We start from the raw sequence: 22492 nt of genomic DNA on the forward strand, positions 1-22492 counted from the left end.
GCTTCGCGGCCCTTTCGCGGCACAAGGCCGCTCCTACAGGGGCCGTGCAAGCTCTTTCAGAAAGCAAAAACCCCGGTGCGTGGCCGGGGTTTTTGCTGTTACTTCAAGCGAACCTTACAGGGCAGCAATGGCGCTGTTCAGGGTCTGGCTTGGGCGCATCACCTTGGCGGTCAGCTCGGCATCCGGGGCATAGTAGCCACCGATATCGGCCGGCTTGCCCTGAACGGCGTTGAGCTCGGCGACGATGGTCGCTTCGTTCTCGGCCAGGGTTTTTGCCAGCGGTGCGAAGCGCGCTTGCAGCGCAGCGTCGTCGGTTTGAGCGGCCAGGGCTTCAGCCCAGTACAGGGTCAGGTAGAAGTGGCTGCCGCGGTTGTCGATACCGCCAACTTTGCGCGAAGGCGACTTGTTGGTGTCGAGGAACTTGCCGGTGGCCTGGTCCAGGGTGCTGGCCAGAACCTTGGCGCGCGGGTTGTCATAGGTGTTGCCCAGGTGCTCCAGGGAAGCGGCCAGGGCCAGGAATTCACCCAGCGAGTCCCAACGCAGGAAGTTCTCTTCAACCAGCTGCTGCACGTGCTTGGGCGCCGAACCGCCGGCGCCGGTCTCGAACAGGCCACCACCGTTCATCAGCGGCACGATCGACAGCATCTTGGCGCTGGTGCCCAGTTCCATGATCGGGAACAGGTCGGTCAGGTAGTCGCGCAGCACGTTGCCGGTCACCGAAATGGTGTCCTTGCCTTCGCGGATGCGGGCCAGGGAGAACTTGATGGCGTCGACCGGAGCCAGAACACGGATGTCCAGGCCAGTGGTGTCGTGATCCTTCAGGTACTGCTGCACCTTTTCGATCATCACGCCGTCGTGGGCGCGGGCCGGGTCCAGCCAGAACACCGCAGGGGTGTTGCTCAGGCGGGCACGGTTGACGGCCAGCTTGACCCAGTCCTGGATCGGCGCGTCTTTGGTCTGGCACATGCGGAAGATGTCACCGGCTTCGACGTTCTGCTCCAGCACAACGTTGCCTTTGCCATCGACCACGCGCACGACGCCGTCGGCCTTGATCTGGAAGGTCTTGTCGTGGGAACCGTACTCTTCGGCTTTTTGCGCCATCAGGCCAACGTTCGGCACGCTGCCCATGGTGGTCGGGTCGAAGGCGCCGTGCTGCTTGCAGTCTTCGATGGTGGCCTGGTAGATACCGGCGTAGCAACGGTCCGGGATCACGGCCTTGGCGTCTTGCAGTTCACCGGCGGTGTTCCACATCTTGCCCGAGTCACGGATCATGGCCGGCATCGAGGCGTCGACGATCACGTCGCTCGGCACGTGCAGGTTGGTGATGCCTTTGTCGGAGTTGACCATGGCCAGGGCCGGGCGCTGGGCGTACAGGGCCTGGATGTCAGCCTCGATCTCGGCCTGCTTGTCGGCTGGCAGGTCCTTGATGCGGGCGTACAGGTCGCCGATACCGTTGTTGGCGTTGAAGCCTACTTCGGCCAGGGCTGCGGCGTGCTTGGTCAGCACGTCGTTGTAGAACTCTTCGACGATGACGCCGAACATGATCGGGTCGGAAACCTTCATCATGGTGGCTTTCAGGTGCACCGACAGCAGCACGCCGGCGGCCTTGGCATCGGCGATCTGCTCGGCGATGAAGGCTTTCAGGGCCTTGCGGCTCATGGTGGCGCAGTCGATGATTTCGGCGGCCTTGACGGCGGTTTTTTCTTTCAGGACGGTGGTGCTGCCGTCTTTGCCAACCAGCTCGATGCGCAGGCTGTCGTCAGCTTCGATCAGTGCGGCTTTTTCGCTGCCGTAGAAGTCGCCCTGGGTCATGTGGGCAACGTGCGACTTGGAGTCAGCGGACCAGGCGCCCATCTTGTGCGGGTGCTTGCGGGCGTAGTTCTTGACCGACAGCGGCGCGCGGCGGTCAGAGTTGCCTTCGCGCAGCACCGGGTTCACGGCGGAGCCCTTGATGCGGTCGTAGCGGGCGCGGGACTCTTTTTCGTCCGCGGTGGCCGGCTCGTCGGCGTAGTCAGGGATGTTGAAGCCCTTGCCTTGCAGTTCCTTGATCGCGGCCTTGAGCTGCGGTACCGAGGCGCTGATGTTCGGCAGCTTGATGATGTTGGCTTCAGGGGTGGTAGCCAGCTGGCCCAGTTCCGCCAGGTGATCGCCTACTTGCTTCTCTGCGCCCAGTTGCTCCGGGAAGGCGGCGAGGATACGGCCGGCCAGGGAGATGTCGCGAGTTTCGACGGCGATGTCGGCCGAAGCGGTGAAGGCTTCGACGATCGGCAGCAGCGAGTAGGTGGCGAGGGCGGGGGCTTCGTCGGTGAAGGTATAGATGATCTTGGAACGGGTGGGCATGCGGGTTAACTCTCTGTGTGCTGAGCGTGCTCGAGTCTCGTGGTGCGCAGGGTAGGCGCATCGCCCTGGCAGCGCCATGAGCGGAAAGTCGAGAGGCTGCGAGCGGTGATGGTGGATGCATCAGTCGAGCGTCAATGCTGAGCTGCGGTAACAACCCAGGCTTTTCGGCCATTCATGGCCAAGGGCGGTCCGCATTTTCCTGGGATTCGCCCCGATGACCCTACGGTCGCGGCGGAGTATACCAAACCATTCGGGCTAATCAGCAAGGCCAAGTGATATCGGCCCATTTATAAGACCAAAGACGTAGCTGCAATGTGGCGGGTTGTCGCATGCCTTGCAGGTCGGCAGATGTGGTTTAGGCTCAGTGGATCGCACGATGTCCAATCACACCCGACAGCGGAGTAGTGCAAGCATGGGATACCAGAAAATCAAGGTTCCGACCGACGGCACCAAGATCACCGTCAATGCAGACCATTCGCTCAACGTTCCTGACAACCCCATCATTCCTTATATCGAAGGCGACGGGATTGGCGTGGACGTCTCGCCGGTCATGATCAAAGTGGTCGATGCCGCCGTGCAGAAGGCCTACGGCGGCAAGCGCAAGATCGCCTGGATGGAGGTGTATGCTGGCGAAAAAGCCACCCAGGTGTACGACCAGGACACCTGGTTGCCGCAGGAAACCCTCGACGCCGTGCGTGATTACGTGGTGTCGATCAAGGGCCCCCTGACCACCCCGGTGGGGGGTGGCATCCGTTCGCTCAACGTGGCCCTGCGCCAGCAACTGGACTTGTACGTGTGCCTGCGCCCGGTACTGTGGTTCCAGGGTGTGCCGAGCCCGGTGAAAAAGCCCGGTGATGTCGACATGGTGATCTTCCGGGAAAACTCCGAGGACATCTATGCCGGTATCGAGTGGAAGGCCGGTTCGCCTGAGGCGAACAAGGTGATCAAGTTCCTCAAGGAGGAAATGGGCGTCACCAAGATCCGCTTCGACCAGGACTGCGGCATCGGCGTCAAGCCGGTATCCCGCGAGGGCACCAAGCGCCTGGTGCGCAAGGCCCTGCAGTACGTGGTGGACAACGACCGCGAATCGCTGACCCTGGTGCACAAGGGCAACATCATGAAGTTCACCGAGGGGGCCTTCAAGGACTGGGGCTACGAGGTGGCCAGGGACGAGTTTGGTGCCGAATTGCTCGATGGCGGCCCTTGGATGAAGTTCAAGAACCCCAAGACCGGCCGCGAGGTCATCGTCAAGGACGCCATCGCCGACGCCATGCTGCAGCAGATCCTGCTGCGCCCGGCCGAGTACGACGTGATCGCCACCCTCAACCTCAACGGTGACTACCTGTCCGACGCCCTGGCGGCGGAAGTGGGCGGTATCGGCATCGCGCCGGGGGCCAACCTGTCCGACACCGTGGCCATGTTCGAGGCTACCCACGGCACCGCGCCCAAGTATGCCGGGCAGGACAAGGTGAACCCTGGCTCGGTGATTCTCTCGGCAGAGATGATGCTGCGGCACATGGGCTGGGCCGAGGCGGCCGACCTGATCATCAAAGGCACCAACGGTGCGATCGGTGCCAAGACCGTGACCTACGACTTTGAGCGCCTGATGGACGGCGCCACGCTGGTGAGCAGTTCAGGCTTTGGCGATGAAATGATCAAGCATATGTAGGCAATGCAAAACCGGCCGCTTCCAGGTAAAGAAGCGGCCGGTTGTTTCGTATACCGGCACAGCGCAGGCAGTCAGGCTTTGGCAGTTTCGCTCTGCGGCTCGCCCAGGGTTCTGGCACCCTCTGCCGCGGCCACCGCAGCGTCTTTGATGTCGACGGCGTGCAGACCTTTGGGGCCCTGTACGATGTCGAACACTACGCACTGGCCTGCCTTGAGGGTCTTGTATCCGTCCATTCGGATGGCCGAATAATGGGCGAACAGGTCATCGGATTTACCTTCTTCATTGATGAACCCATAGCCCTTGGCATTGTTGAACCACTTGACTTTACCGCTTGCCATCCCTATGTCCCTCTGCAAAGGACTCCATCACTGGAGTATCATCCACTTCATCCGCATACGAACCTTGCGAAAAATCTGGTTGACTGCGCGGATCTTTATCGACCACGGTGGGTTCTTATTGGTTGTAACACCGTTTTGCCGATAGTCAAGGTCGCCCGGCGCCTGCGCTGGATGCGGCCTGTGCCGTCAACCCACAACCTTAACCTGACGCTCATGATGAAATTCTTTCCATGCATGCACCTAGTGAGATTCGACTAACATTCAATCAGGATCGCCCGCAATCGAATGAGGACGACGGCTCGGGTCTTGCAGTCCAGGAAGCCAAGCCGATCCTGCAGGCGCCACCGATGTACAAGGTGGTTTTGTTCAACGATGACTACACGCCAATGGATTTCGTCGTCGAAGTGCTCGAGACGTTCTTCAGTCTGAACCGCGAGCTGGCGACCAAGATCATGCTGACCGTCCATACAGAAGGGCGGGCAGTGTGCGGATTGTTTACCCGTGACATCGCCGAAACAAAGGCTATGCAGGTCAACCAATACGCCAGGGAAAGCCAGCATCCGCTACTCTGTGAAATCGAGAAGGACGGTTAATCGCCGACCACTTGGGTATGAGGTGAAGCTATGTTAAACCGCGAGCTCGAAGTCACCCTCAATCTGGCCTTCAAGGAGGCCCGTTCGAAACGTCATGAGTTCATGACCGTCGAACATCTGCTGCTGGCACTCCTTGACAATGAGGCTGCCGCGACCGTTCTGCGCGCCTGTGGCGCCAATCTCGACAAGCTCAAGCACGACCTGCAAGAGTTCATCGATTCCACCACCCCGTTGATCCCTGTCAACGATGAAGACCGTGAAACCCAGCCGACCCTGGGCTTCCAGCGCGTGCTGCAGCGTGCCGTGTTCCACGTGCAAAGCTCTGGCAAGCGCGAAGTGACCGGCGCCAACGTGCTGGTGGCGATCTTCAGCGAACAGGAAAGCCAGGCCGTATTCCTGCTCAAGCAACAGAGCGTGGCCCGCATCGACGTCGTGAACTACATCGCCCATGGCATCTCCAAGGTGCCTGGCCATGGTTCGCACGCTGACAGCGATCAGGAAATGCAGGACGAAGAGGGCGGCGAAACGTCCTCGTCGAGCAACCCGCTGGACGCTTATGCCAGCAACCTGAACGAGCTGGCCCGTGCCGGCCGTATCGACCCGCTGGTAGGTCGCGAGCAGGAAGTTGAGCGCGTGGCGCAAATCCTTGCCCGCCGGCGCAAGAACAACCCGCTGCTGGTGGGTGAGGCGGGCGTGGGCAAAACCGCCATCGCCGAAGGCCTGGCCAAGCGCATTGTCGATGGCCAGGTGCCCGACCTGCTGGCGCAGAGCGTGGTGTACTCCCTCGACCTTGGCGCACTGCTGGCCGGTACCAAGTACCGCGGTGACTTCGAGAAACGCTTCAAGGCGCTGCTCGGCGAGCTGCGCAAGCGCCCGCAGGCGATCCTGTTCATCGACGAAATCCACACCATCATCGGTGCCGGTGCGGCGTCGGGCGGGGTGATGGATGCCTCCAACCTGCTCAAACCGTTGCTGTCGTCGGGTGAGATCCGTTGCATTGGCTCCACCACCTTCCAGGAGTTTCGCGGCATCTTCGAGAAGGATCGTGCCTTGGCACGGCGCTTCCAGAAGGTGGATGTCAGCGAGCCGTCGGTCGAAGACACCGTGGGCATTCTGCGCGGCCTTAAAGGGCGCTTCGAGAGCCACCACAACATCGAGTACAGCGACGAAGCCCTGCGCGCCGCCGCCGAACTGGCCTCGCGCTACATCAATGACCGGCACATGCCGGACAAGGCCATCGACGTGATCGACGAAGCGGGTGCCTACCAGCGCCTGCAGCCGGAAGCCAACCGCGTCAAACGCATCGACGTGCCGCAGGTCGAGGACATCGTTGCGAAGATTGCGCGCATTCCGCCGAAGCATGTCAGCAGTTCCGACAAAGAGCTGCTGCGTAATCTCGAGCGTGACCTGAAACTGACCGTGTTTGGCCAGGACCAGGCGATCGATTCGCTGTCGACTGCCATCAAGCTGTCCCGTGCCGGCCTCAAGGCGCCAGACAAGCCTGTCGGTTCGTTCCTGTTCGCCGGCCCAACCGGCGTCGGCAAGACCGAAGCGGCGCGGCAGCTGGCCAAGGCGCTGGGTGTGGAGCTGGTGCGTTTCGACATGTCCGAGTACATGGAGCGCCACACGGTGTCCCGCCTGATCGGTGCGCCTCCTGGTTACGTTGGCTTTGACCAGGGTGGCTTGTTGACCGAGGCGATCACCAAGCAACCGCACTGCGTCTTGCTGCTCGATGAAATCGAGAAGGCCCACCCGGAAGTCTTCAACCTGCTGCTGCAGGTGATGGACCACGGTACCCTGACCGACAACAACGGGCGCAAGGCCGACTTCCGTAACGTGATTTTGATCATGACCACCAACGCTGGCGCGGAAACCGCGGCACGGGCCTCGATCGGCTTCACCCATCAGGACCATGCGTCCGATGCCATGGAAGTCATCCGCAAGAGCTTCACGCCAGAGTTCCGCAACCGCCTGGACACCATCATCCAGTTCGGCCGCCTGAGCCACGAGACGATCAAGAGCATCGTCGACAAGTTCCTTATCGAACTGCAGGCGCAGCTGGAAGACAAGCGTGTGCTGCTGGAAGTCAGTGATGACGCCCGCGGCTGGCTGGCGGCGTCGGGCTACGATGTGCAGATGGGCGCGCGGCCGATGGCGCGGCTGATCCAGGACAAGATCAAACGGCCGTTGGCCGAGGAGATCCTGTTTGGCGAACTGGCCGAGCATGGCGGTGTGGTGCACATCGACCTGCGCGATGGCGAACTGGTGTTCGACTTCGAGACCACGGCTGAGGTTGCCTGACAAGCGAGGCCCTGTGGGAGCGGGCTTGCCCTGCGAACACCGGCGAAGCCGGTGCCATGCGCCGCGGGGCCTGCTTCGCGGGGCAAGCCCGCTCCCACAGAGAGGGTTGCAACCGTACAATTTCACAGGCACAAAAAAGCCCGGCACATGGCCGGGCTTTTTCATGGCTGGAGCTTAGCGCGCACGGTAGGTGATGCGGCCCTTGCTCAGGTCGTAGGGCGTCAGCTCGACGCGGACCTTGTCGCCAGTGAGAATACGGATGTAGTTTTTGCGCATCTTTCCGGAGATGTGCGCGGTTACGACGTGCCCGTTTTCCAACTCCACGCGGAACATGGTGTTGGGCAGGGTGTCGACGACAGTACCTTCCATTTCGAAGCTGTCTTCTTTCGACATGCAGTTGAGCCCTCGGATCCAGTGTTAGCCCGACGCATATCCGCACCGGGCAAAAAAGTGGCGCCGATTATGCCGGAAATCTGCGTGTCAAGCCAATGCTTTCAGTTAAGGGTGACCCAGCGCTGGTTTATCAGCAGCTCGATAGGCCGATACTGCGTCTTGTAGTTCATTTTCTTGCAGTTCTTGATCCAGTAGCCCAGGTAAACCGCCTCCAGGTCCTGGCGCACGGCTTCGGTGATCTGCCAGAGGATGGCGAAGCGGCCAAGGCTGCGTCGCTCCTCGTCCGGCTCGTAGAAGGTGTACACCGCCGACAGGCCGTTGGGCAGCAGGTCGCACACGGCCACCGCCATCAACCGGCCTTCCAGGCGGAACTCGTAGAACCAGCAGAACGGCAGGTCGCGTACCAGAAAGGTGGAAAACTGATCACGGCTGGGCGGGTACATGTCACCGTCGGCGTGGCGCGTTTCGATATAGCGCCGGTACAGCTCGAAGTACTCCTCCTTGAACGTGGGGCGCGCCGCGCTCACGGTCAGGTCGGCATTGCGCTTGAGAATGCGCCGTTGCTGGCGGTTGGGAATAAAGCGCGCCGCCGGGATGCGCGCCGGCACGCAGGCGTTGCAGTTCTGGCAGTGGGGGCGGTACAGGTGGTCGCCACTGCGCCGAAAGCCCATTTCCGACAGGTCGGCGTACACCTTTACGTCCATCGGCTGGCTGGGGTCGAGGAACAGTGTGGTCGCCTGCTCGTCAGGCAGGTAGCTGCAGGAGTGGGGCTGAGTGGCATAAAACTTCAAGCGCGCCAACTCTGTCATGATCAACCCCTTCGGTGAGACTTTGTTTTAAGTGTAAGCCAGCTATGGCAACTCGCCTAGGCAACCCACGTTGCGCTGTTGGGCTGGTCGAGGTGGCGTGCCAGGTAGCCGGCGAACTCGGCGCGGCTGATGGCATGGGCGCCCAGGCTGTGCAGGTGGTTGGTGGGCATCTGGCAGTCGATCAGCACGAAGCCGGCTTCGCGCAGGTGGTTGACCAGGGTCACGAAGCCAACCTTGGAGGCGTTGTCGGCGCGGCTGAACATTGATTCGCCGAAGAACAGCTGGCCCATGGCCAGGCCGTACAGGCCGCCGACCAGCTCGCCGTCCTGGCGTACCTCCACCGAATGCGCGATGCCACGGCGGTGCAGTTCGCAGTAGGCGTTGCGCATGGTATCGGTGATCCAGGTGCCGTCGGCGTAGTCGCGGGGTGCGGCGCAGGCCGCAATGACGGCAGCAAAGTCGGTGTCGAAGCTGACCTGGTAGCGGCCCTGGCGCATCAGCTTGGCCAGCGAGCGCGAAACGTGCAGTTGGTCGGGCAACAGCACCGTGCGCGGGTCGGGTGACCACCACAGAATGGGCTGGCCGTCCTGGTACCACGGGAAACAGCCATGGCGGTAGGCCTGCACCAGGCGCTCGGGGCTCAGGTCGCCGCCAGCGGCCAGCAGGCCGTTGGGGTCGTGCAGGGCCTTTTCCAGGGGCGGGAAGGTCAGCGAGTCGCGGGTCAGCCAGGTGAGCATGGTCTATCGTGCGGTGGGGGAGGGGAGAGGGCAGCATGGCGCGGGTGAAAAGCAGGGTCAATCTCTTTGGGGGCCTCAAGGCTGCTCCTACAAAGAGGCAGTGCAGTTTCGGCAATTCTGGGCAATTTCCTGCACATTCATGAAACCGCAGGCACCATCCGCTACATTTGCTGTCATACCTGTGCAAAAACACAGCATAAGCCTTTGTCACAAAAGAAAATGCATGCTCAAATTGCAGCCATGTGAAAGTCGCCCCCGGCAAACACCCATGCGGCGTGCCGCCATGGCGGCTGGCGGGCAGTAATGTTAAAAGTAGTGGTTCATTGGCCGCACAGCCGGCCGATCACTATTGGACGCGCACCACGCGCAGGAATAGACGCGTTTTGAAGAAATCCACCGCAACCCCAGCTCCTTTGCCTGTGCCCCTGTGGCGGCAGCAGCTGCATTATCGCCTCAAGGAAGGTGCGTTGATCGCGATCGGCGCCTTGTGCCTGTACCTGTGGATGGCGCTGCTGACCTACGACACTTCCGACCCGGGCTTCAGCCACACCAGCAACGTCGAGCAGGTGCAGAACGCCGCCGGGCGCGCCGGCGCCTACTTCGCCGACATCCTGTTCATGGTGCTGGGTTACTTTGCCTACATCTTCCCGCTGTTGCTGGGGGTCAAGACCTGGCAGATCTTCCGTGAGCGCCATCAGCCCTGGGACTGGAGCGGCTGGCTGTTCTCCTGGCGGCTGATCGGCCTGGTGTTCCTGGTGCTATCCGGCGCAGCGCTGGCACATATTCACTTCCATCCGCCGGCGAGCATGCCGTTTTCCGCGGGCGGCGCGCTGGGCGAAAGCCTGGGCGAGCTGGCGCGCAACCTGCTGAACGTGCAGGGCAGCACGCTGATGTTCATAGCCCTGTTCCTGTTCGGCCTGACCGTGTTCACCGATTTGTCGTGGTTCAAGGTGATGGACCTGACCGGCAAGATCACCCTTGACCTGTTCGAGTTGGTGCAGGGTGCCGCCAACCGCTGGTGGGAAGCGCGTAATGAGCGTAAACGCCTGGAGGCCCAGCTGCGTGAGGACGAGCCGGTGTTCAAGGCGCCGCCGATGGCCGCCGACAAGCGCGAGCCTGCCAAGCCGGCGTTGCGCGAGCGTCTCTTCAAGCGCGAAGAAGCGCCTGCTCAACCTGCCGCGCCTCGCGAACCGACCTTGGCGCGTGAGCCCGTTGTGCCGCGCGAGCCGGTTGTGCCGCGTGAAACCGTGCTGCCCCGCGAGCAGCCTGCAGCCCCGACGATCGTGCCTCCGGCAGCGGCCAGGGCGCCGGAGCCGAGCAAGCGGGTGATGAAGGAGAAGCAGGCGCCGCTGTTCGTCGACAGCGCCGTTGAAGGCACCCTGCCGTCGATTTCCATCCTCGACCCGGCCGAGCAGAAAAAGATCGAGTACTCGCCAGAGTCCCTGGCCAGTGTCGGCCAGTTGCTGGAAATCAAACTCAAGGAATTCGGCGTTGAAGTCTCGGTGGACTCGATCCACCCAGGCCCGGTGATTACCCGTTACGAAATCCAGCCGGCCGCTGGCGTGAAGGTCAGCCGTATCGCCAACCTGGCCAAGGACCTGGCGCGCTCGCTGGCCGTGACCAGCGTGCGGGTGGTCGAGGTCATCCCTGGCAAGACCACCGTGGGTATCGAGATCCCCAACGAAAACCGGCAGATGGTGCGGTTTTCCGAAGTGCTGGCCACGCCGCAGTTCGAGGAGCAGAAGTCCCCGGTCACCCTGGCCCTGGGCCACGACATCGGCGGCAAGCCGGTGATCACCGATCTGGCCAAGATGCCACACCTGCTGGTGGCCGGTACCACCGGCTCCGGTAAGTCGGTGGGTGTGAACGCGATGATCCTGTCGATCCTGTTCAAATCCGGCCCGGAAGACGCGCGGTTGATCATGATTGACCCGAAAATGCTCGAACTGTCGATCTACGAAGGCATCCCGCATTTGCTGTGCCCAGTGGTCACCGACATGAAGGATGCTGCCAACGCCCTGCGCTGGAGCGTGGCCGAGATGGAGCGCCGCTACAAGCTGATGGCGGCCATGGGCGTGCGTAACCTTGGCGGCTTCAACCGCAAGATCAAGGATGCCCAGGAGGCCGGCGAGATCATCCATGACCCGCTGTACCGCCGCGAGAGCATGGACGACGAGCCGCCTGCGCTGAAAACCCTGCCGACCATCGTGGTGGTGGTCGACGAATTCGCCGACATGATGATGATCGTCGGCAAGAAGGTCGAAGAGCTGATCGCCCGTATCGCCCAGAAGGCGCGGGCGGCCGGTATCCACCTGATTCTTGCCACCCAGCGCCCGTCGGTGGACGTGATCACCGGCCTGATCAAGGCCAACATCCCGACCCGCATGGCGTTCCAGGTATCGAGCAAGATCGACTCGCGCACCATCATCGACCAAGGTGGTGCCGAGCAGCTGCTGGGCCACGGTGACATGCTGTACATGCCGCCGGGTACCAGCCTGCCGATCCGGGTGCACGGTGCGTTCGTCTCCGACGACGAAGTGCACCGCGTGGTGGAAGCGTGGAAGCTGCGCGGCGCGCCGGACTACAACGACGACATCCTCAACGGCGTGGAAGAGGCCGGCAGCGGCTTCGAAGGCGGCGGTGGCGGTGGGGATGGCGAAGATTCGGAAAGCGACGCCCTGTATGATGAGGCCGTGCAGTTCGTGCTGGAAAGCCGCCGTGCGTCGATCTCGGCCGTGCAGCGCAAGCTGAAGATCGGCTACAACCGCGCCGCCCGCATGATCGAAGCCATGGAAATGGCTGGCGTGGTCACCCCGATGAACAGCAACGGCTCGCGGGAAGTGATTGCCCCGGGCGGCCCGCGCGACTGATGAACACCTTGCCGGGCGCCAACGGTGGCGCCCGGTCTTTTCAATGCTCAATGAGGATTACCATGCGCGCGATTCGCATGCTGTTGGTTTCTGCCCTTGCTCTGGGCAGCGTTTCGGCTTTTGCCGGTGAGCAAGATGTACAACGCCTGACCCAGCTGCTGGAAAAGTCGCAGACCATCGAGGCCAATTTCTCTCAATTGACCTTGGGTGCCGACGGCGCCAGCCTGCAGGAAACCGCTGGCCAGATGACAGTCAAGCGCCCGGGCCTGTTCTACTGGCACACCGATGCGCCGCAGGAGCAGGTGGTGGTGTCTGATGGCAAGATGGTTACCCTGTGGGACCCGGACCTGGAACAGGCCACCATCAAGAAGCTCGACGTGCGCCTGAACCAGACCCCGGCACTGCTGCTGTCCGGTGACGTGTCGAAGATCAGCCAGAGCTTCGATATCACCTCCAAGGAGCAGGGCGAAGTCATGGACTTCACCCTCAAGCCGAAGACCAAGGACACCCTGTTCGACTCGCTGCGCGTGTCGTTCCGCAAAGGCCTGATCAATGACATGCAGTTGGTCGACAGCGTCGGCCAACGCACCAACATCCTGTTCAATGGAGTCAAGGCCAACCAGGCGGTGCCGGACAGCAGGTTCAAGTTCGACATCCCCAAAGGTGCGGACGTGATCAAGGAGTAAGCGGAGCTCGTCATGGACCTGTTTCGAAGCGAACCCGTCGCCCAGCCCCTGGCTGCTCGCCTGCGCCCGTCCAACCTGGACGAGTACGTGGGCCAGGAGCACCTGCTGGCGCGCGGCAAACCGCTGCGTGAGGCGCTGGAGCAGGGGGCGCTGCACTCGATGATCTTCTGGGGGCCGCCTGGGGTGGGCAAGACCACTCTGGCGCGGCTGCTGGCGCAGTTTTGCGATGCGCACTTCGAAACCGTGTCGGCGGTGCTGGCCGGGGTGAAAGAGATTCGCCAGGCGGTCGAGGTGGCCAAGCAGCAGGCTGGGCAGTATGGCCGGCGCACCATCCTGTTCGTTGACGAGGTGCACCGCTTCAACAAGTCGCAGCAGGACGCCTTTTTGCCCTACGTCGAAGACGGCACCCTGCTGTTCATCGGCGCTACCACCGAAAACCCGTCGTTCGAGCTGAACAACGCGCTGTTGTCGCGGGCGCGGGTGTATGTGCTCAAGAGCCTGGACGAGGCGGCCCTGCGCAAGCTGGTCAACCGTGCGCTGACCGAAGAGCGTGGCCTGGGCAAGCGCAACCTGCAGGTGGGCGACGAGGCCTTCAAGATGCTCATGGCCGCTGCCGACGGGGATGGCCGGCGCATGCTCAACTTCCTCGAGAACGCCTCGGACCTGGCGGAAGACGGCAGCGAGATCGACGTCGAGATGCTGCAGAGCCTGCTGGGTGACAGCCGCCGCCGCTTCGACAAGGGCGGCGAGGCGTTCTACGACCAGATTTCCGCGCTGCACAAGTCGGTGCGCGGCTCCAACCCCGATGGCGCCCTGTACTGGTTTGCCCGCATGCTCGACGGCGGCTGCGACCCGCTGTACATCGCCCGCCGCGTGGTGCGCATGGCCAGCGAGGACATCGGCAACGCCGACCCGCGCGCGCTCAGTCTGTGCCTGGCAGCCTGGGACGTGCAGGAGCGCCTGGGCAGCCCCGAGGGCGAACTGGCGGTGGCGCAGGCCATCACGTACCTGGCCTGTGCGCCGAAAAGCAACGCGGTGTACATGGGCTTCAAGACTGCCCTGCGTGAAGCGGCCGAGCATGGCTCGCTGGAGGTGCCGTTGCACCTGCGCAACGCCCCGACCAAGCTGATGAAGCAACTGGGTTATGGCGACGAGTATCGCTATGCCCACGATGAACCTGATGCCTACGCCGCCGGTGAGGATTACTTCCCCGATGCGCTGGAGCCGCGCCAGTACTACCAGCCGGTGCCCCGTGGCCTGGAGCTGAAGATTGGCGAGAAGCTGCGCCACCTGGCCGACCTGGACCGTAACAGCCCCCGCCAGCGGAGAAAACCGTGATTGCACTCATTGCCGCGGTCAGCGCGGGCGGTGTTGCCGGCACCCTGTTGCGCTTCGCTACCGCCAACTGGGTAGCGGCCCACTGGCCACGGCACTTTTATGCCGGTACGCTGGCGGTCAACCTGGTTGGCTGCCTGCTGATCGGCTTGCTCTATGGCTTGTTCTTGCACAAGCCGCTGGCGCCGGTCGAATTACGCGCCGGCCTGATTGTCGGCTTCCTCGGTGGCCTGACGACCTTTTCCTCTTTCTCGCTCGATACCGTGCGCCTGATGGAAAGCGGGCAAGTGCCCCTTGCCTTGGGCTATACCAGTATCAGCGTGGTGGGCGGGCTGCTCGCAACCTGGGCCGGCCTGTCCCTGACCCGATTCTGAACCAACACCTACCTATAACGAGAGAACGATATGCTCGATTCCAAACTGTTACGCGGCCAACTTCAGGAAGTGGCGCAACGCCTGGCCTCCCGTGGCTTCAGCCTGGATGTCGCGCGCATCGAATCACTGGAAGAGCGCCGCAAGGCGGTGCAGACCCGCACCGAGCAATTGCAGGCCGAGCGTAACGCCCGTTCCAAGTCCATCGGCCAGGCCAAGGCCAAGGGCGAAGACATCGCGCCACTGATGGCCGACGTCGAGCGCATGGCCAACGAACTGGCTGCCGGCAAGACCGAGCTGGACGGCATTCAGGCCGAACTGGACGGTATCCTGCTGACCATCCCCAACCTGCCGGACGCCAGCGTACCGGTCGGTGCCAGCGAAGACGACAACGTCGAAGTGCGCCGTTGGGGTACGCCGACCGCCTTTGACTTCGTGATCAAGGACCACGTCGCCCTCGGCGAAGTCAGCGGTGGCCTGGACTTCGAGGCCGCAGCCAAGCTGTCTGGCGCCCGCTTTGCCGTGCTGCGTGGCCCGATTGCCCGCCTGCACCGCGCCCTGGCGCAGTTCATGATCAACCTGCACACCGGCGAGCACGGCTACGAGGAGCACTACACCCCGTACCTGGTGCAGGCGCCTGCCTTGCAGGGTACTGGCCAGCTGCCGAAGTTCGAGGAAGACCTGTTCAAGATCACCCGCGAAGGTGAAGCTGACTTCTACCTGATCCCGACTGCCGAAGTGTCCCTGACCAACCTGGTTGCCGGTGAAATCCTCGACGCCAAGCAGCTGCCGCTGAAACTGGTTGCCCACACCCCTTGCTTCCGCAGTGAAGCCGGTGCTTCTGGCCGTGACACCCGCGGCATGATCCGTCAGCATCAGTTCGACAAAGTCGAGATGGTGCAGGTGGTAGAGCCGGCCAAGTCGATGGAAGCCCTGGAAGGCCTGACCGCCAACGCCGAGCGCGTGCTGCAGCTGCTCGAGCTGCCGTACCGCGTGCTGGCCCTGTGCACCGGCGACATGGGCTTTGGTGCAGTGAAAACCTACGACCTGGAAGTGTGGGTGCCGAGCCAGGACAAGTACCGCGAAATCAGCTCGTGCTCCAACTGTGGCGACTTCCAGGCGCGCCGCATGCAGGCCCGCTGGCGCAACCCGGAAACCGGCAAGCCAGAGCTGGTGCACACCCTCAACGGCTCCGGCCTGGCCGTAGGCCGTACCCTGGTTGCCGTGCTGGAAAACTACCAGCAGGCCGACGGTTCCATCCGTGTACCGGACGTGCTCAAGCCGTACATGGGCGGCGTCGAGGTCATCCGCTAAATGGATTACCTGCCACTGTTCCACAAGCTGCAGGGCGGCCGCGTGCTGGTCGTCGGCGGTGGGGAGATCGCCTTGCGCAAGGCGCGCCTGCTGGCGGATGCCGGTAGCGTGCTGCGCGTGGTAGCGCCGGACGTCGACGGCCAGTTGGCCGCGTTGGCCCGCGAAGGTGGCGGTGAGGTGCTGGTGCGTGGCTATCAGGCAGCCGACCTGGTCGGTTGCCGGCTGGTGATCGCGGCTACCGACGACCCTGGGCTGAACGCCCAGGTGTCGGCCGATGCCCAGGCCCTCAGCCTGCCGGTCAACGTGGTGGATGCGCCGGCCCTGTGCACGGTGATCTTCCCGGCGATCGTCGACCGCTCACCGCTGGTGATTGCGGTATCCAGTGGCGGTGACGCCCCGGTTCTGGCGCGTCTGATTCGCGCCAAGCTGGAGGCGTGGATCCCCGCAGCCTATGGTGAGCTGGCCGGGCTGGCTGCGCGTTTCCGGCACAAGGTGAAAGCCTTGTACCCGGACGTCAACCAGCGTCGCGGCTTCTGGGAAACGGTGTTCCAGGGGCCGATTGCCGAGCGCCAGCTGGCCGGGCAGGGCGCTGAAGCCGAGCGCCTGTTGCAGGCGATGGTAGAAGGCGCGCCACTGCAGCAGGGCGGTGAGGTGTACCTGGTAGGGGCGGGCCCGGGTGATCCGGACTTGCTCACCTTCCGCGCTTTGCGCCTGATGCAGCAGGCCGACGTGGTGCTGTACGACCGCCTGGTGGCGCCTGCCATTATCGAGATGTGCCGGCGTGATGCCGAGCGGATCTACGTGGGCAAGCGCCGTGCTGACCACTCCGTGCCCCAGGACCAGATCAACCGCCTGCTGGTCGACCTGGCCCAGCAGGGCAAGCGCGTGTTGCGCCTGAAGGGTGGTGATCCGTTCATCTTCGGCCGGGGTGGCGAAGAGATCGAAGAGCTTGCCGAGCATGGCATTCCGTTCCAGGTGGTGCCGGGCATTACCGCGGCCAGTGGCTGCTCCGCGTATGGCGGGATTCCGCTGACTCACCGCGACTACGCCCAGTCGGTGCGCTTCGTCACCGGGCACCTGAAGGATGGCACCAGCAACCTGCCGTGGAATGACCTGGTGGCGCCGTCCCAGACCCTGGTGTTCTACATGGGATTGGTTGGTTTGCCGACCATCTGCGCCGAGCTGATTCGCCATGGGCGGGCGGCAAGTACCCCGGCGGCGTTGGTGCAGCAGGGGACTACGCGTAACCAGCGAGTGTTTACCGGTACCTTGGCGGACTTGCCAGACTTGGTGGCCCGGCATGAAGTGCATGCGCCGACCCTGGTGATTGTGGGGGAAGTGGTGCAGTTGCGTGACAAGCTGGCCTGGTTCGAAGGTTCGCAAAACAGCTGACATTGTTGGGGCCGCTTTGCGGCCCATTCGCAGCACAAGGCTGCTCCCACAGGGATCGCGTGAAGCCCGACGTGATTCCTGTAGGAGCAGCCTTGTGCTGCGAATGGGCTGCAAAGCAGCCCCGGCTATCTCAAGCCTGCCAGATCCCTTTCCCTACCAACTTCTCCCGATCATGCGGCAAGCCAAAGTCCTGCAAAGGCCCTTTAGGCACGATCCCGGTCGGGTTGATGGTCTTGTGGCTCATGTAATAGTGCTTCTGGATATGCTCCATATCCACCGTGCCCGCCACCCCCGGCCACTGGTACAGCTCACGCAGCCAGTTTGACAGGTTTTGGTAGTCGCTGAGGCGGCGCAGGTTGCACTTGAAGTGCCCGTGGTACACCGCGTCGAAGCGCACCAGCGTGGTAAACAGGCGTACATCGGCCTCGGTCAGGTACTCACCGGCCAGGTAACGGTTGCGGCTCAGCACATCTTCCAGATAATCCAGCTCGTTGAACACGTCGTCGAACGCAGCCTCGTAGGCGTCCTGCGTGGTGGCAAAGCCTGCACGGTATACGCCGTTGTTCACCGCTGGGTAGATGCGCTCGTTCAGTGCTTCGATGGTCGGGCGCAGTGCCTCGGGGTAGAGGTCCAGGGTATTGCCGGTCAATTCGTTGAACGCGCTGTTGAAGATGCGGATGATCTCCGACGATTCATTGTTGACGATGCGTTTCTCTTTCTTGTCCCACAGTACCGGCACAGTCACGCGGCCGGTGTAGTGTGGGTCATCCTGGGTATAGCGCTGGTGCAGGTACTGCAGGCCATCGAGGTGGTCACCGCTGGAGCCTTGCTGCTGGTCAAAGGTCCAGCCATGGTCTTGCATCAGCCAGCTGACCACCGACACATCGATCAATGGCTCAAGGCCTTTGAGGGCGCGCAAGATCAGGGTGCGGTGGGCCCATGGGCAGGCCAGCGAGACGTACAGGTGGTACCGGCCGGCTTCGGGAGCCGGCAGTTGATTGCGGCGTTGGGCATTTTCGCGTTTGAACGTGCCGTCCTTGCCGTTTTCATACCACTGGTCGTGCCAGCGGCCGTCGATCAAAAGGCCCATGATGAGCTCCTGAAACAAAGTGATTTGTCGTTGGAGCCCAGTCTAGGCCAAATCGTTCGAACAAATAGCGCAAAGATCCGGGTGCTATTATCGGTTAAATCGATCTATCTCGCGTATTCCAATAGCCTTGGGCTGTCGCAAATGCCTGCTCGCGGTTCTGTCCCAGGCCACGCAGGGCCAGGGCCATGGTTGCGATCAGGGCTTTTTCGCCATAACTGTCTTCCACTTCACCGCGCCAGAACGCCCGCAAGTGCTCGGCCTGCAGGCTGGCCGGTTTGACATGGCGGCGCTCGCTCAGCGCTGGCCATTCTTCGTCCCATGCTTCGCCCGCCGTCGTCCCGTAGAGGTGGCTGATGACATCGGGGTTGACTTCGATCTCACCGCCATCGCCCTTGATCACCACGGCATGGTCGCCCAGCAGGCGGCTGGCCTCACGGTGCACGGCCTGGTAACCCGGGTGGAAGATGCTTTGCAGGCCACAGCGTGCGCCCAGCGGGTTGAGCACCCGGGCCAGTGAGTGGATGGGCGAGCGCAGGCCCAAGGTGTTGCGCAGGTCGATCATGCGCTGCAACTGCGGCGCCCAGTCGTGCAGCGGGAAAAACGCCAGGTGATGCTGGTTCAGTGTATTGCCCACAGCAGCCCAGTCGCGGCACAGCGGGATCTGCAACAGGTCGAGCAGTTGCTCTGTGTACATCCGCCCGGCGGTATGCGCGCCACCGCCGTGCATCAGGATGCGCACGCCATTGCCGGCCAGGCACTTGGCCGCCAGCAGGTACCAGGGCAGGTGGCGCTTCTTGCCGGCGTAAGTGGGCCAGTCAAGGTCCACCGCAATGCTCGGCGCCTGCAGGTGGGCGCGCAGCGCCTCGGTGAAGCCGGCCAGCTCTTCGGCGCTTTCTTCCTTGTGGCGCAGCAGCATGAGGAAGGCGCCCAGCTGGGTGTCCTCGACCTTGCCTTCCAGCAGCAGGGTCATGGCCGCGCGGGCCTCTTCACGGGTCAGGCCGCGCGCGCCGCGCTTGCCTTTGCCGAGAATGCGCACGAATTCGGCGAACGGGTGCTCGGCAGGGGTTTCAAGCGTGAGCGGGCGAGCTTCTTTCAAAAGGGGCTGGGTCATATGCAGTTGGTCGGCTTGGGCAGGCCCGCCAGCTTGGCGGCAAGTTTGGCGGGGGTGCCATTGAACAGGCGGTTCAGGTGCGGGCTGTTGCCCTTTTCCGGGCCCAGCTTCAGGGCCGTGTACTTGATCAGTGGGCGCGTGGCCGGGGACAGCTGGTATTCCTGGTAGAACTGGCGCAGCAGTTCGAGGATTTCCCAATGGTCCGCCGTCAACGGGATACCCTCGCGCTCGGCCAAAGCCTCGGCGGCGGCGCGGGACCAGTCTTGCAGGTCGACCAGAAAGCCGTCCTTGTCCAGGGCGATCGCATGATCGCCAACGTTGAGCGTACTCATAGCCAGCTGTTGACCTTGTCGTAAAGCAGCGACAGTTCGACGAACCCGGCGTAGTCCACGGCTTTGGCCAAGTCGTTGCCGACCGCGCGAGCTTGCACATCCTCATCCAGGGCGAACAGGCGCCGGGCCAGGCCGGCAGCTTGCAGTTGGCGATGCGGCTCGCTGCCGCTGCGCAGGGCATACACCGCATCGCCGCACAGCAGCAACGCGTCGTCGGTGCCGAGCAGGCGCAGGCAGCTGGCCAGGCGCTCGTCGCCAAACGGGGAGTGGGCAATTACATGCAGGGTTGTCATCAGAGCGTTACCACCTGGTCGAAACGGGCGATCAGCGCGGCCAGTGCCGCGTCGTCGAGCACTTGCACCGGCAGTGCCAGGGCATCGGCTGCCAGGCCGCGGCGGTTGAGGCTGTGGCTGCAGGCAAACAGTTCTTCGACACCGAACATTGGCAGTGCCTGCAGGTTGGCGGCCAGGTTCTTCTGTTGCACAGCGGTAGGTTGCTGCGCCGGGGCGAGCTGGAACACGCCGTCGTCCAGGAACAGCATGCCCAGCGGCAGGTCGAACGCGCCGCCGGCCAGGGCAATGTCCAGTGCTTCGCGGGCTGATGGGCCGTTCCACGGGGCCTGACGGCTGATGATCAACAAGGATTTGGCCATTTCAGTCGCCTCCGAAGCAGACAAGGCGGTCGGCAACCTGCGCCGCTTCATGCAGCTGGCCAAGCCCCGACAGTTCCCACGGTTTGGGCAGGTTCACGGCCGGGCGCTGGTAACGGTTGGCTTCAGCCTCGTCGAGCACGCCACGGCGCAGGGCCGCGGCGATACACACCACCGCGTCCAGCTGGTGGGTCTGGATAAAGGTACGCCATTGGCCTGCCACGTCCAGTTCGTCCTGGGGCGCGACCACGTTGGCCGAGGCACTGTGCACCCCGTCCTGATAAAAGAACAGCCGGGCAATCTCATGCCCGCCGGCCAGTACCGCCTCGGCGTAGCGCAAGGCACGCCGCGAGGAGGGCGCATGGGCCGGGGAGAACACCGCGATAGCGAATTTCATGGATAACTCATGCAAAGGAATGCTGCCATGATAAAGCAAAAAAGCCCGCGCCCGCTTGTGCAAGCGGCGCGGGCTTTCTATGTATCCGTGTGTCCTACGCGACCCCTGTAGGAGCGGCCTTGTGTCGCGATGGGCTGCAAATCAGCCTCATGGCCCTGTCAGAAGGACACAAGACTCAACCCTGCTCCTTGCTCTCCGGCAAGAACCAGTTCAGCACCAGCGCACAGATCCCCCCGGTAGCCACACCCGACTCCAGCACATTGCGAATCGCCGCCGGCATATGCGCCAGGAACTCCGGCACCTGCGCCACGCCCAGGCCCAGCGCCAACGACACGGCAATGATCAGCAGTGCACGACGGTCCAGCCGGGTGCTGGCCAGAATGTTGATACCCGAAGCCGCAACCGCCCCGAACATCACCATGGCCGCACCACCCAGCACCGGCTCCGGCACCGCCTGGATCACCCCGGCAACGCTTGGGAACAGCCCCAGCAGCACCAGCATCACGGCAATCCACATGCCGATGTGGCGGCTGGCAATACCGGTCAGCTGAATCACCCCGTTGTTCTGGGCAAAGATCGAGCTGGGGAAGGTGTTGAACACACCGGCCAGCAGCGAGTTGGCACCGTTGACCAGCACGCCACCTTTGATCCGCTGCATCCACACCGGCCCTTCGACCGGCTGGCGCGACACCTTGCTGGTGGCGGTAACGTCACCGATGGCTTCCAGCGAAGTCACCAGGTAAATCACCAGCATCGGAATGAACAGCGCCCACGAGAAGCCCAGGCCAAAGTGCAGCGGGGTCGGCACCTGGAACAGCGCGGCTTCATGCATGCCGGTGAAGTCCAGGCGGCCCATGTAGCCGGCCAGCGCGTAACCGACCGCCAGGGCGATGACGATGGCGCAACTGCGCATCCACACTACGGGTACGCGGTTGAGGATCACGATGATCGCCAGCACCACGCCCGACAGCAGCAGGTTATCGCCATTGGCAAAGGTGCCATTGGCCATGGCGCCAAAGCCACCGCCCATGCTGATCAGGCCGACCTTGATCAAGGTCAGGCCGATCATCAGCACCACGATACCGGTCACCAGCGGGGTGATCAGGCGTTTGACGAACGGCAGGATGCGCGACACGCCCATCTCCACGAACGAGCCTGCAATCACCACGCCGAAGATGGCTGCCATTACACCCTCTACCGGCGTGCCTTGCTTGACCATCAGCGCGCCGCCCGCAATCAGCGGGCCAACGAAGTTGAAGCTGGTGCCCTGCACGATCAGCAGCCCGGCGCCGAATGGGCCAAAGCGCTTGCACTGGACGAAGGTGGCGATACCCGAGATCACCAGCGACATGGAAACGATCAGGTTGGTATCACGCGCAGAAACGCCCAGCGCCTGGCAGATCAGCAGGCCAGGGGTGACGATCGGCACGATGATCGCCAGCAGGTGCTGCAGGGCAGCCAGCAGGCCGATCAGCAGCCGTGGCTTGTCCTCCAGGCCAAGCACCAGTTCATTGGCAGGCGCCGCTGCGCCTGGGCTGTGTTCGTGTGAGCTCATTGCTGAAAGCCGCCCCGGAAGAAAAAAGGAGCGCATTCTACGGGGTGATGAGCGATTGCGGTAGAGAAAAGCACGATGTCTGCATGATCGGCGAGCATCTGCCTGATTATCTGACTTTTTAGTCAGCAATTGCGGTTGGCAGGGTTTTGAGGGGCAGGTGTCCTCCCTGAGTTATAGGGAGGGGCAGAAATCGAGCGCCGCCCGCGCGGC

Annotated in this window: 21 protein-coding genes; 9 read left to right on the plus strand and 12 right to left on the minus strand. The window is 62.8% G+C overall.

Annotated elements, in window-relative coordinates; all coding sequences use genetic code 11:
* Positions 1 to 114: 114 nt before the first annotated feature.
* Entirely contained in the window at positions 115 to 2340 is a 2226-nt protein-coding gene (locus AC07XM_RS26275) for an NADP-dependent isocitrate dehydrogenase (RefSeq protein WP_016488127.1), read from the minus strand.
* 412 nt (positions 2341 to 2752) lie between these two features.
* Here AC07XM_RS26275 and icd point away from each other — a divergent pair, with 412 nt between their 5' ends.
* Complete coding sequence (gene icd, locus AC07XM_RS26280) at positions 2753 to 4009, plus strand: NADP-dependent isocitrate dehydrogenase (RefSeq protein ID WP_016488126.1); 1257 nt, start codon at positions 2753 to 2755, stop codon at positions 4007 to 4009.
* A 71-nt stretch (positions 4010 to 4080) separates the two neighbouring features.
* Here icd and cspD read toward each other — a convergent pair whose 3' ends face one another.
* A complete protein-coding gene (gene cspD, locus AC07XM_RS26285) occupies positions 4081 to 4347 on the minus strand; it encodes a cold shock domain-containing protein CspD (protein WP_016488125.1) in 267 nt (88 codons plus the stop codon).
* A gap of 230 nt (positions 4348 to 4577) precedes the next feature.
* On the opposite strand from cspD, the gene clpS reads away from it, so the two are divergent.
* Together clpS and clpA are read left to right on the plus strand one after the other, a co-directional pair.
* Positions 4578 to 4940 carry an ATP-dependent Clp protease adapter ClpS gene (gene clpS / locus AC07XM_RS26290; RefSeq protein WP_003251220.1) on the plus strand — a complete coding sequence of 121 codons (363 nt, stop codon included), beginning with the start codon at positions 4578 to 4580 and terminating at the stop codon, positions 4938 to 4940.
* Between the two features lie 30 nt (positions 4941 to 4970).
* Positions 4971 to 7241 (plus strand): ATP-dependent Clp protease ATP-binding subunit ClpA, encoded by a 2271-nt coding sequence (gene clpA / locus AC07XM_RS26295; RefSeq protein ID WP_016488123.1) that lies wholly within the window; start codon positions 4971 to 4973, stop codon positions 7239 to 7241.
* A gap of 174 nt (positions 7242 to 7415) precedes the next feature.
* Here the strand turns inward: clpA and infA are convergent, their stop codons facing one another.
* The 3 genes from infA to aat all read right to left on the minus strand — a co-directional run bounded on the left by infA (position 7416) and on the right by aat (position 9180).
* Positions 7416 to 7634 carry a translation initiation factor IF-1 gene (gene infA, locus AC07XM_RS26300; protein ID WP_002553999.1) on the minus strand — a complete coding sequence of 73 codons (219 nt, stop codon included), beginning with the start codon at positions 7632 to 7634 and terminating at the stop codon, positions 7416 to 7418.
* Between the two features lie 101 nt (positions 7635 to 7735).
* The gene (locus AC07XM_RS26305; protein ID WP_016488122.1) at positions 7736 to 8443 is read right to left on the minus strand and encodes an arginyltransferase; all 708 of its coding nucleotides are present in this window, start codon (positions 8441 to 8443) and stop codon (positions 7736 to 7738) included.
* 56 nt (positions 8444 to 8499) lie between these two features.
* Positions 8500 to 9180 carry a leucyl/phenylalanyl-tRNA--protein transferase gene (gene aat / locus AC07XM_RS26310; RefSeq protein WP_063422625.1) on the minus strand — a complete coding sequence of 227 codons (681 nt, stop codon included), beginning with the start codon at positions 9178 to 9180 and terminating at the stop codon, positions 8500 to 8502.
* 323 nt (positions 9181 to 9503) lie between these two features.
* Between aat and AC07XM_RS26315 the strand changes: the two genes are divergently transcribed.
* The 6 genes from AC07XM_RS26315 to cysG all read left to right on the plus strand — a co-directional run bounded on the left by AC07XM_RS26315 (position 9504) and on the right by cysG (position 17148).
* Positions 9504 to 12050 (plus strand): DNA translocase FtsK, encoded by a 2547-nt coding sequence (locus tag AC07XM_RS26315; protein ID WP_371918306.1) that lies wholly within the window; start codon positions 9504 to 9506, stop codon positions 12048 to 12050.
* Positions 12051 to 12112: 62 nt separating this feature from the next.
* Positions 12113 to 12736: an outer membrane lipoprotein periplasmic chaperone LolA gene (gene lolA, locus AC07XM_RS26320; RefSeq protein ID WP_016488119.1), complete on the plus strand. Its 624-nt coding sequence runs from the start codon at positions 12113 to 12115 to the stop codon at positions 12734 to 12736.
* A 12-nt stretch (positions 12737 to 12748) separates the two neighbouring features.
* Positions 12749 to 14074: a replication-associated recombination protein A gene (locus AC07XM_RS26325; protein ID WP_016488118.1), complete on the plus strand. Its 1326-nt coding sequence runs from the start codon at positions 12749 to 12751 to the stop codon at positions 14072 to 14074.
* Positions 14071 to 14445 (plus strand): fluoride efflux transporter CrcB, encoded by a 375-nt coding sequence (gene crcB / locus AC07XM_RS26330; protein WP_016488117.1) that lies wholly within the window; start codon positions 14071 to 14073, stop codon positions 14443 to 14445. Before AC07XM_RS26325 ends, crcB begins: the two co-directional genes overlap by 4 nt.
* A 30-nt stretch (positions 14446 to 14475) precedes the next feature.
* Complete coding sequence (gene serS, locus AC07XM_RS26335; protein WP_102689951.1) at positions 14476 to 15756, plus strand: serine--tRNA ligase; 1281 nt, start codon at positions 14476 to 14478, stop codon at positions 15754 to 15756.
* Positions 15757 to 17148 (plus strand): siroheme synthase CysG, encoded by a 1392-nt coding sequence (gene cysG, locus AC07XM_RS26340; RefSeq protein ID WP_016488115.1) that lies wholly within the window; start codon positions 15757 to 15759, stop codon positions 17146 to 17148.
* A gap of 130 nt (positions 17149 to 17278) precedes the next feature.
* Here the strand turns inward: cysG and AC07XM_RS26345 are convergent, their stop codons facing one another.
* The 7 genes from AC07XM_RS26345 to AC07XM_RS26375 form a co-directional block, all read right to left on the minus strand.
* Positions 17279 to 18238 carry a glutathione S-transferase family protein gene (locus tag AC07XM_RS26345; protein ID WP_102689950.1) on the minus strand — a complete coding sequence of 320 codons (960 nt, stop codon included), beginning with the start codon at positions 18236 to 18238 and terminating at the stop codon, positions 17279 to 17281.
* Positions 18239 to 18332: 94 nt separating this feature from the next.
* Entirely contained in the window at positions 18333 to 19334 is a 1002-nt protein-coding gene (locus AC07XM_RS26350) for a glycosyl transferase family protein (protein WP_102689952.1), read from the minus strand.
* 11 nt (positions 19335 to 19345) lie between these two features.
* The gene (locus AC07XM_RS26355) at positions 19346 to 19681 is read right to left on the minus strand and encodes a TusE/DsrC/DsvC family sulfur relay protein (protein WP_102689949.1); all 336 of its coding nucleotides are present in this window, start codon (positions 19679 to 19681) and stop codon (positions 19346 to 19348) included.
* Positions 19678 to 19974, minus strand: coding sequence for a sulfurtransferase complex subunit TusB (gene tusB, locus AC07XM_RS26360; protein ID WP_016488111.1), 297 nt, complete (start codon positions 19972 to 19974; stop codon positions 19678 to 19680). Before tusB ends, AC07XM_RS26355 begins: the two co-directional genes overlap by 4 nt.
* Positions 19974 to 20333: a sulfurtransferase complex subunit TusC gene (tusC, locus tag AC07XM_RS26365; protein WP_060517055.1), complete on the minus strand. Its 360-nt coding sequence runs from the start codon at positions 20331 to 20333 to the stop codon at positions 19974 to 19976. The genes tusB and tusC overlap by 1 nt, the downstream gene beginning before the upstream one ends.
* 1 nt (position 20334) lies before the next feature.
* The gene (tusD, locus tag AC07XM_RS26370) at positions 20335 to 20727 is read right to left on the minus strand and encodes a sulfurtransferase complex subunit TusD (protein ID WP_016488109.1); all 393 of its coding nucleotides are present in this window, start codon (positions 20725 to 20727) and stop codon (positions 20335 to 20337) included.
* A gap of 175 nt (positions 20728 to 20902) precedes the next feature.
* Entirely contained in the window at positions 20903 to 22282 is a 1380-nt protein-coding gene (locus AC07XM_RS26375; protein WP_023047266.1) for a nucleobase:cation symporter-2 family protein, read from the minus strand.
* Positions 22283 to 22492: the final 210 nt, after the last annotated feature.

The organism is Pseudomonas sp. GW460-LB5 (assembly GCF_059423245.1).

Excerpts from the sequence above, each read along its gene's own strand:
- AC07XM_RS26275 (WP_016488127.1), bottom strand. The coding sequence starts at position 2,340 with ATGCCCACCCGTTCCAAGATCATCTATACCTTCACCGACGAAGCCCCC.
- icd (WP_016488126.1), top strand. The coding sequence starts at position 2,753 with ATGGGATACCAGAAAATCAAGGTTCCGACCGACGGCACCAAGATCACC.
- cspD (WP_016488125.1), bottom strand. The coding sequence starts at position 4,347 with ATGGCAAGCGGTAAAGTCAAGTGGTTCAACAATGCCAAGGGCTATGGG.
- clpS (WP_003251220.1), top strand. The coding sequence starts at position 4,578 with ATGCATGCACCTAGTGAGATTCGACTAACATTCAATCAGGATCGCCCG.
- clpA (WP_016488123.1), top strand. The coding sequence starts at position 4,971 with ATGTTAAACCGCGAGCTCGAAGTCACCCTCAATCTGGCCTTCAAGGAG.
- infA (WP_002553999.1), bottom strand. The coding sequence starts at position 7,634 with ATGTCGAAAGAAGACAGCTTCGAAATGGAAGGTACTGTCGTCGACACC.
- AC07XM_RS26305 (WP_016488122.1), bottom strand. The coding sequence starts at position 8,443 with ATGACAGAGTTGGCGCGCTTGAAGTTTTATGCCACTCAGCCCCACTCC.
- aat (WP_063422625.1), bottom strand. The coding sequence starts at position 9,180 with ATGCTCACCTGGCTGACCCGCGACTCGCTGACCTTCCCGCCCCTGGAA.
- lolA (WP_016488119.1), top strand. The coding sequence starts at position 12,113 with ATGCGCGCGATTCGCATGCTGTTGGTTTCTGCCCTTGCTCTGGGCAGC.
- AC07XM_RS26325 (WP_016488118.1), top strand. The coding sequence starts at position 12,749 with ATGGACCTGTTTCGAAGCGAACCCGTCGCCCAGCCCCTGGCTGCTCGC.
- serS (WP_102689951.1), top strand. The coding sequence starts at position 14,476 with ATGCTCGATTCCAAACTGTTACGCGGCCAACTTCAGGAAGTGGCGCAA.
- cysG (WP_016488115.1), top strand. The coding sequence starts at position 15,757 with ATGGATTACCTGCCACTGTTCCACAAGCTGCAGGGCGGCCGCGTGCTG.
- AC07XM_RS26345 (WP_102689950.1), bottom strand. The coding sequence starts at position 18,238 with ATGGGCCTTTTGATCGACGGCCGCTGGCACGACCAGTGGTATGAAAAC.
- AC07XM_RS26355 (WP_102689949.1), bottom strand. The coding sequence starts at position 19,681 with ATGAGTACGCTCAACGTTGGCGATCATGCGATCGCCCTGGACAAGGAC.
- tusB (WP_016488111.1), bottom strand. The coding sequence starts at position 19,974 with ATGACAACCCTGCATGTAATTGCCCACTCCCCGTTTGGCGACGAGCGC.
- tusC (WP_060517055.1), bottom strand. The coding sequence starts at position 20,333 with ATGGCCAAATCCTTGTTGATCATCAGCCGTCAGGCCCCGTGGAACGGC.
- tusD (WP_016488109.1), bottom strand. The coding sequence starts at position 20,727 with ATGAAATTCGCTATCGCGGTGTTCTCCCCGGCCCATGCGCCCTCCTCG.
- AC07XM_RS26375 (WP_023047266.1), bottom strand. The coding sequence starts at position 22,282 with ATGAGCTCACACGAACACAGCCCAGGCGCAGCGGCGCCTGCCAATGAA.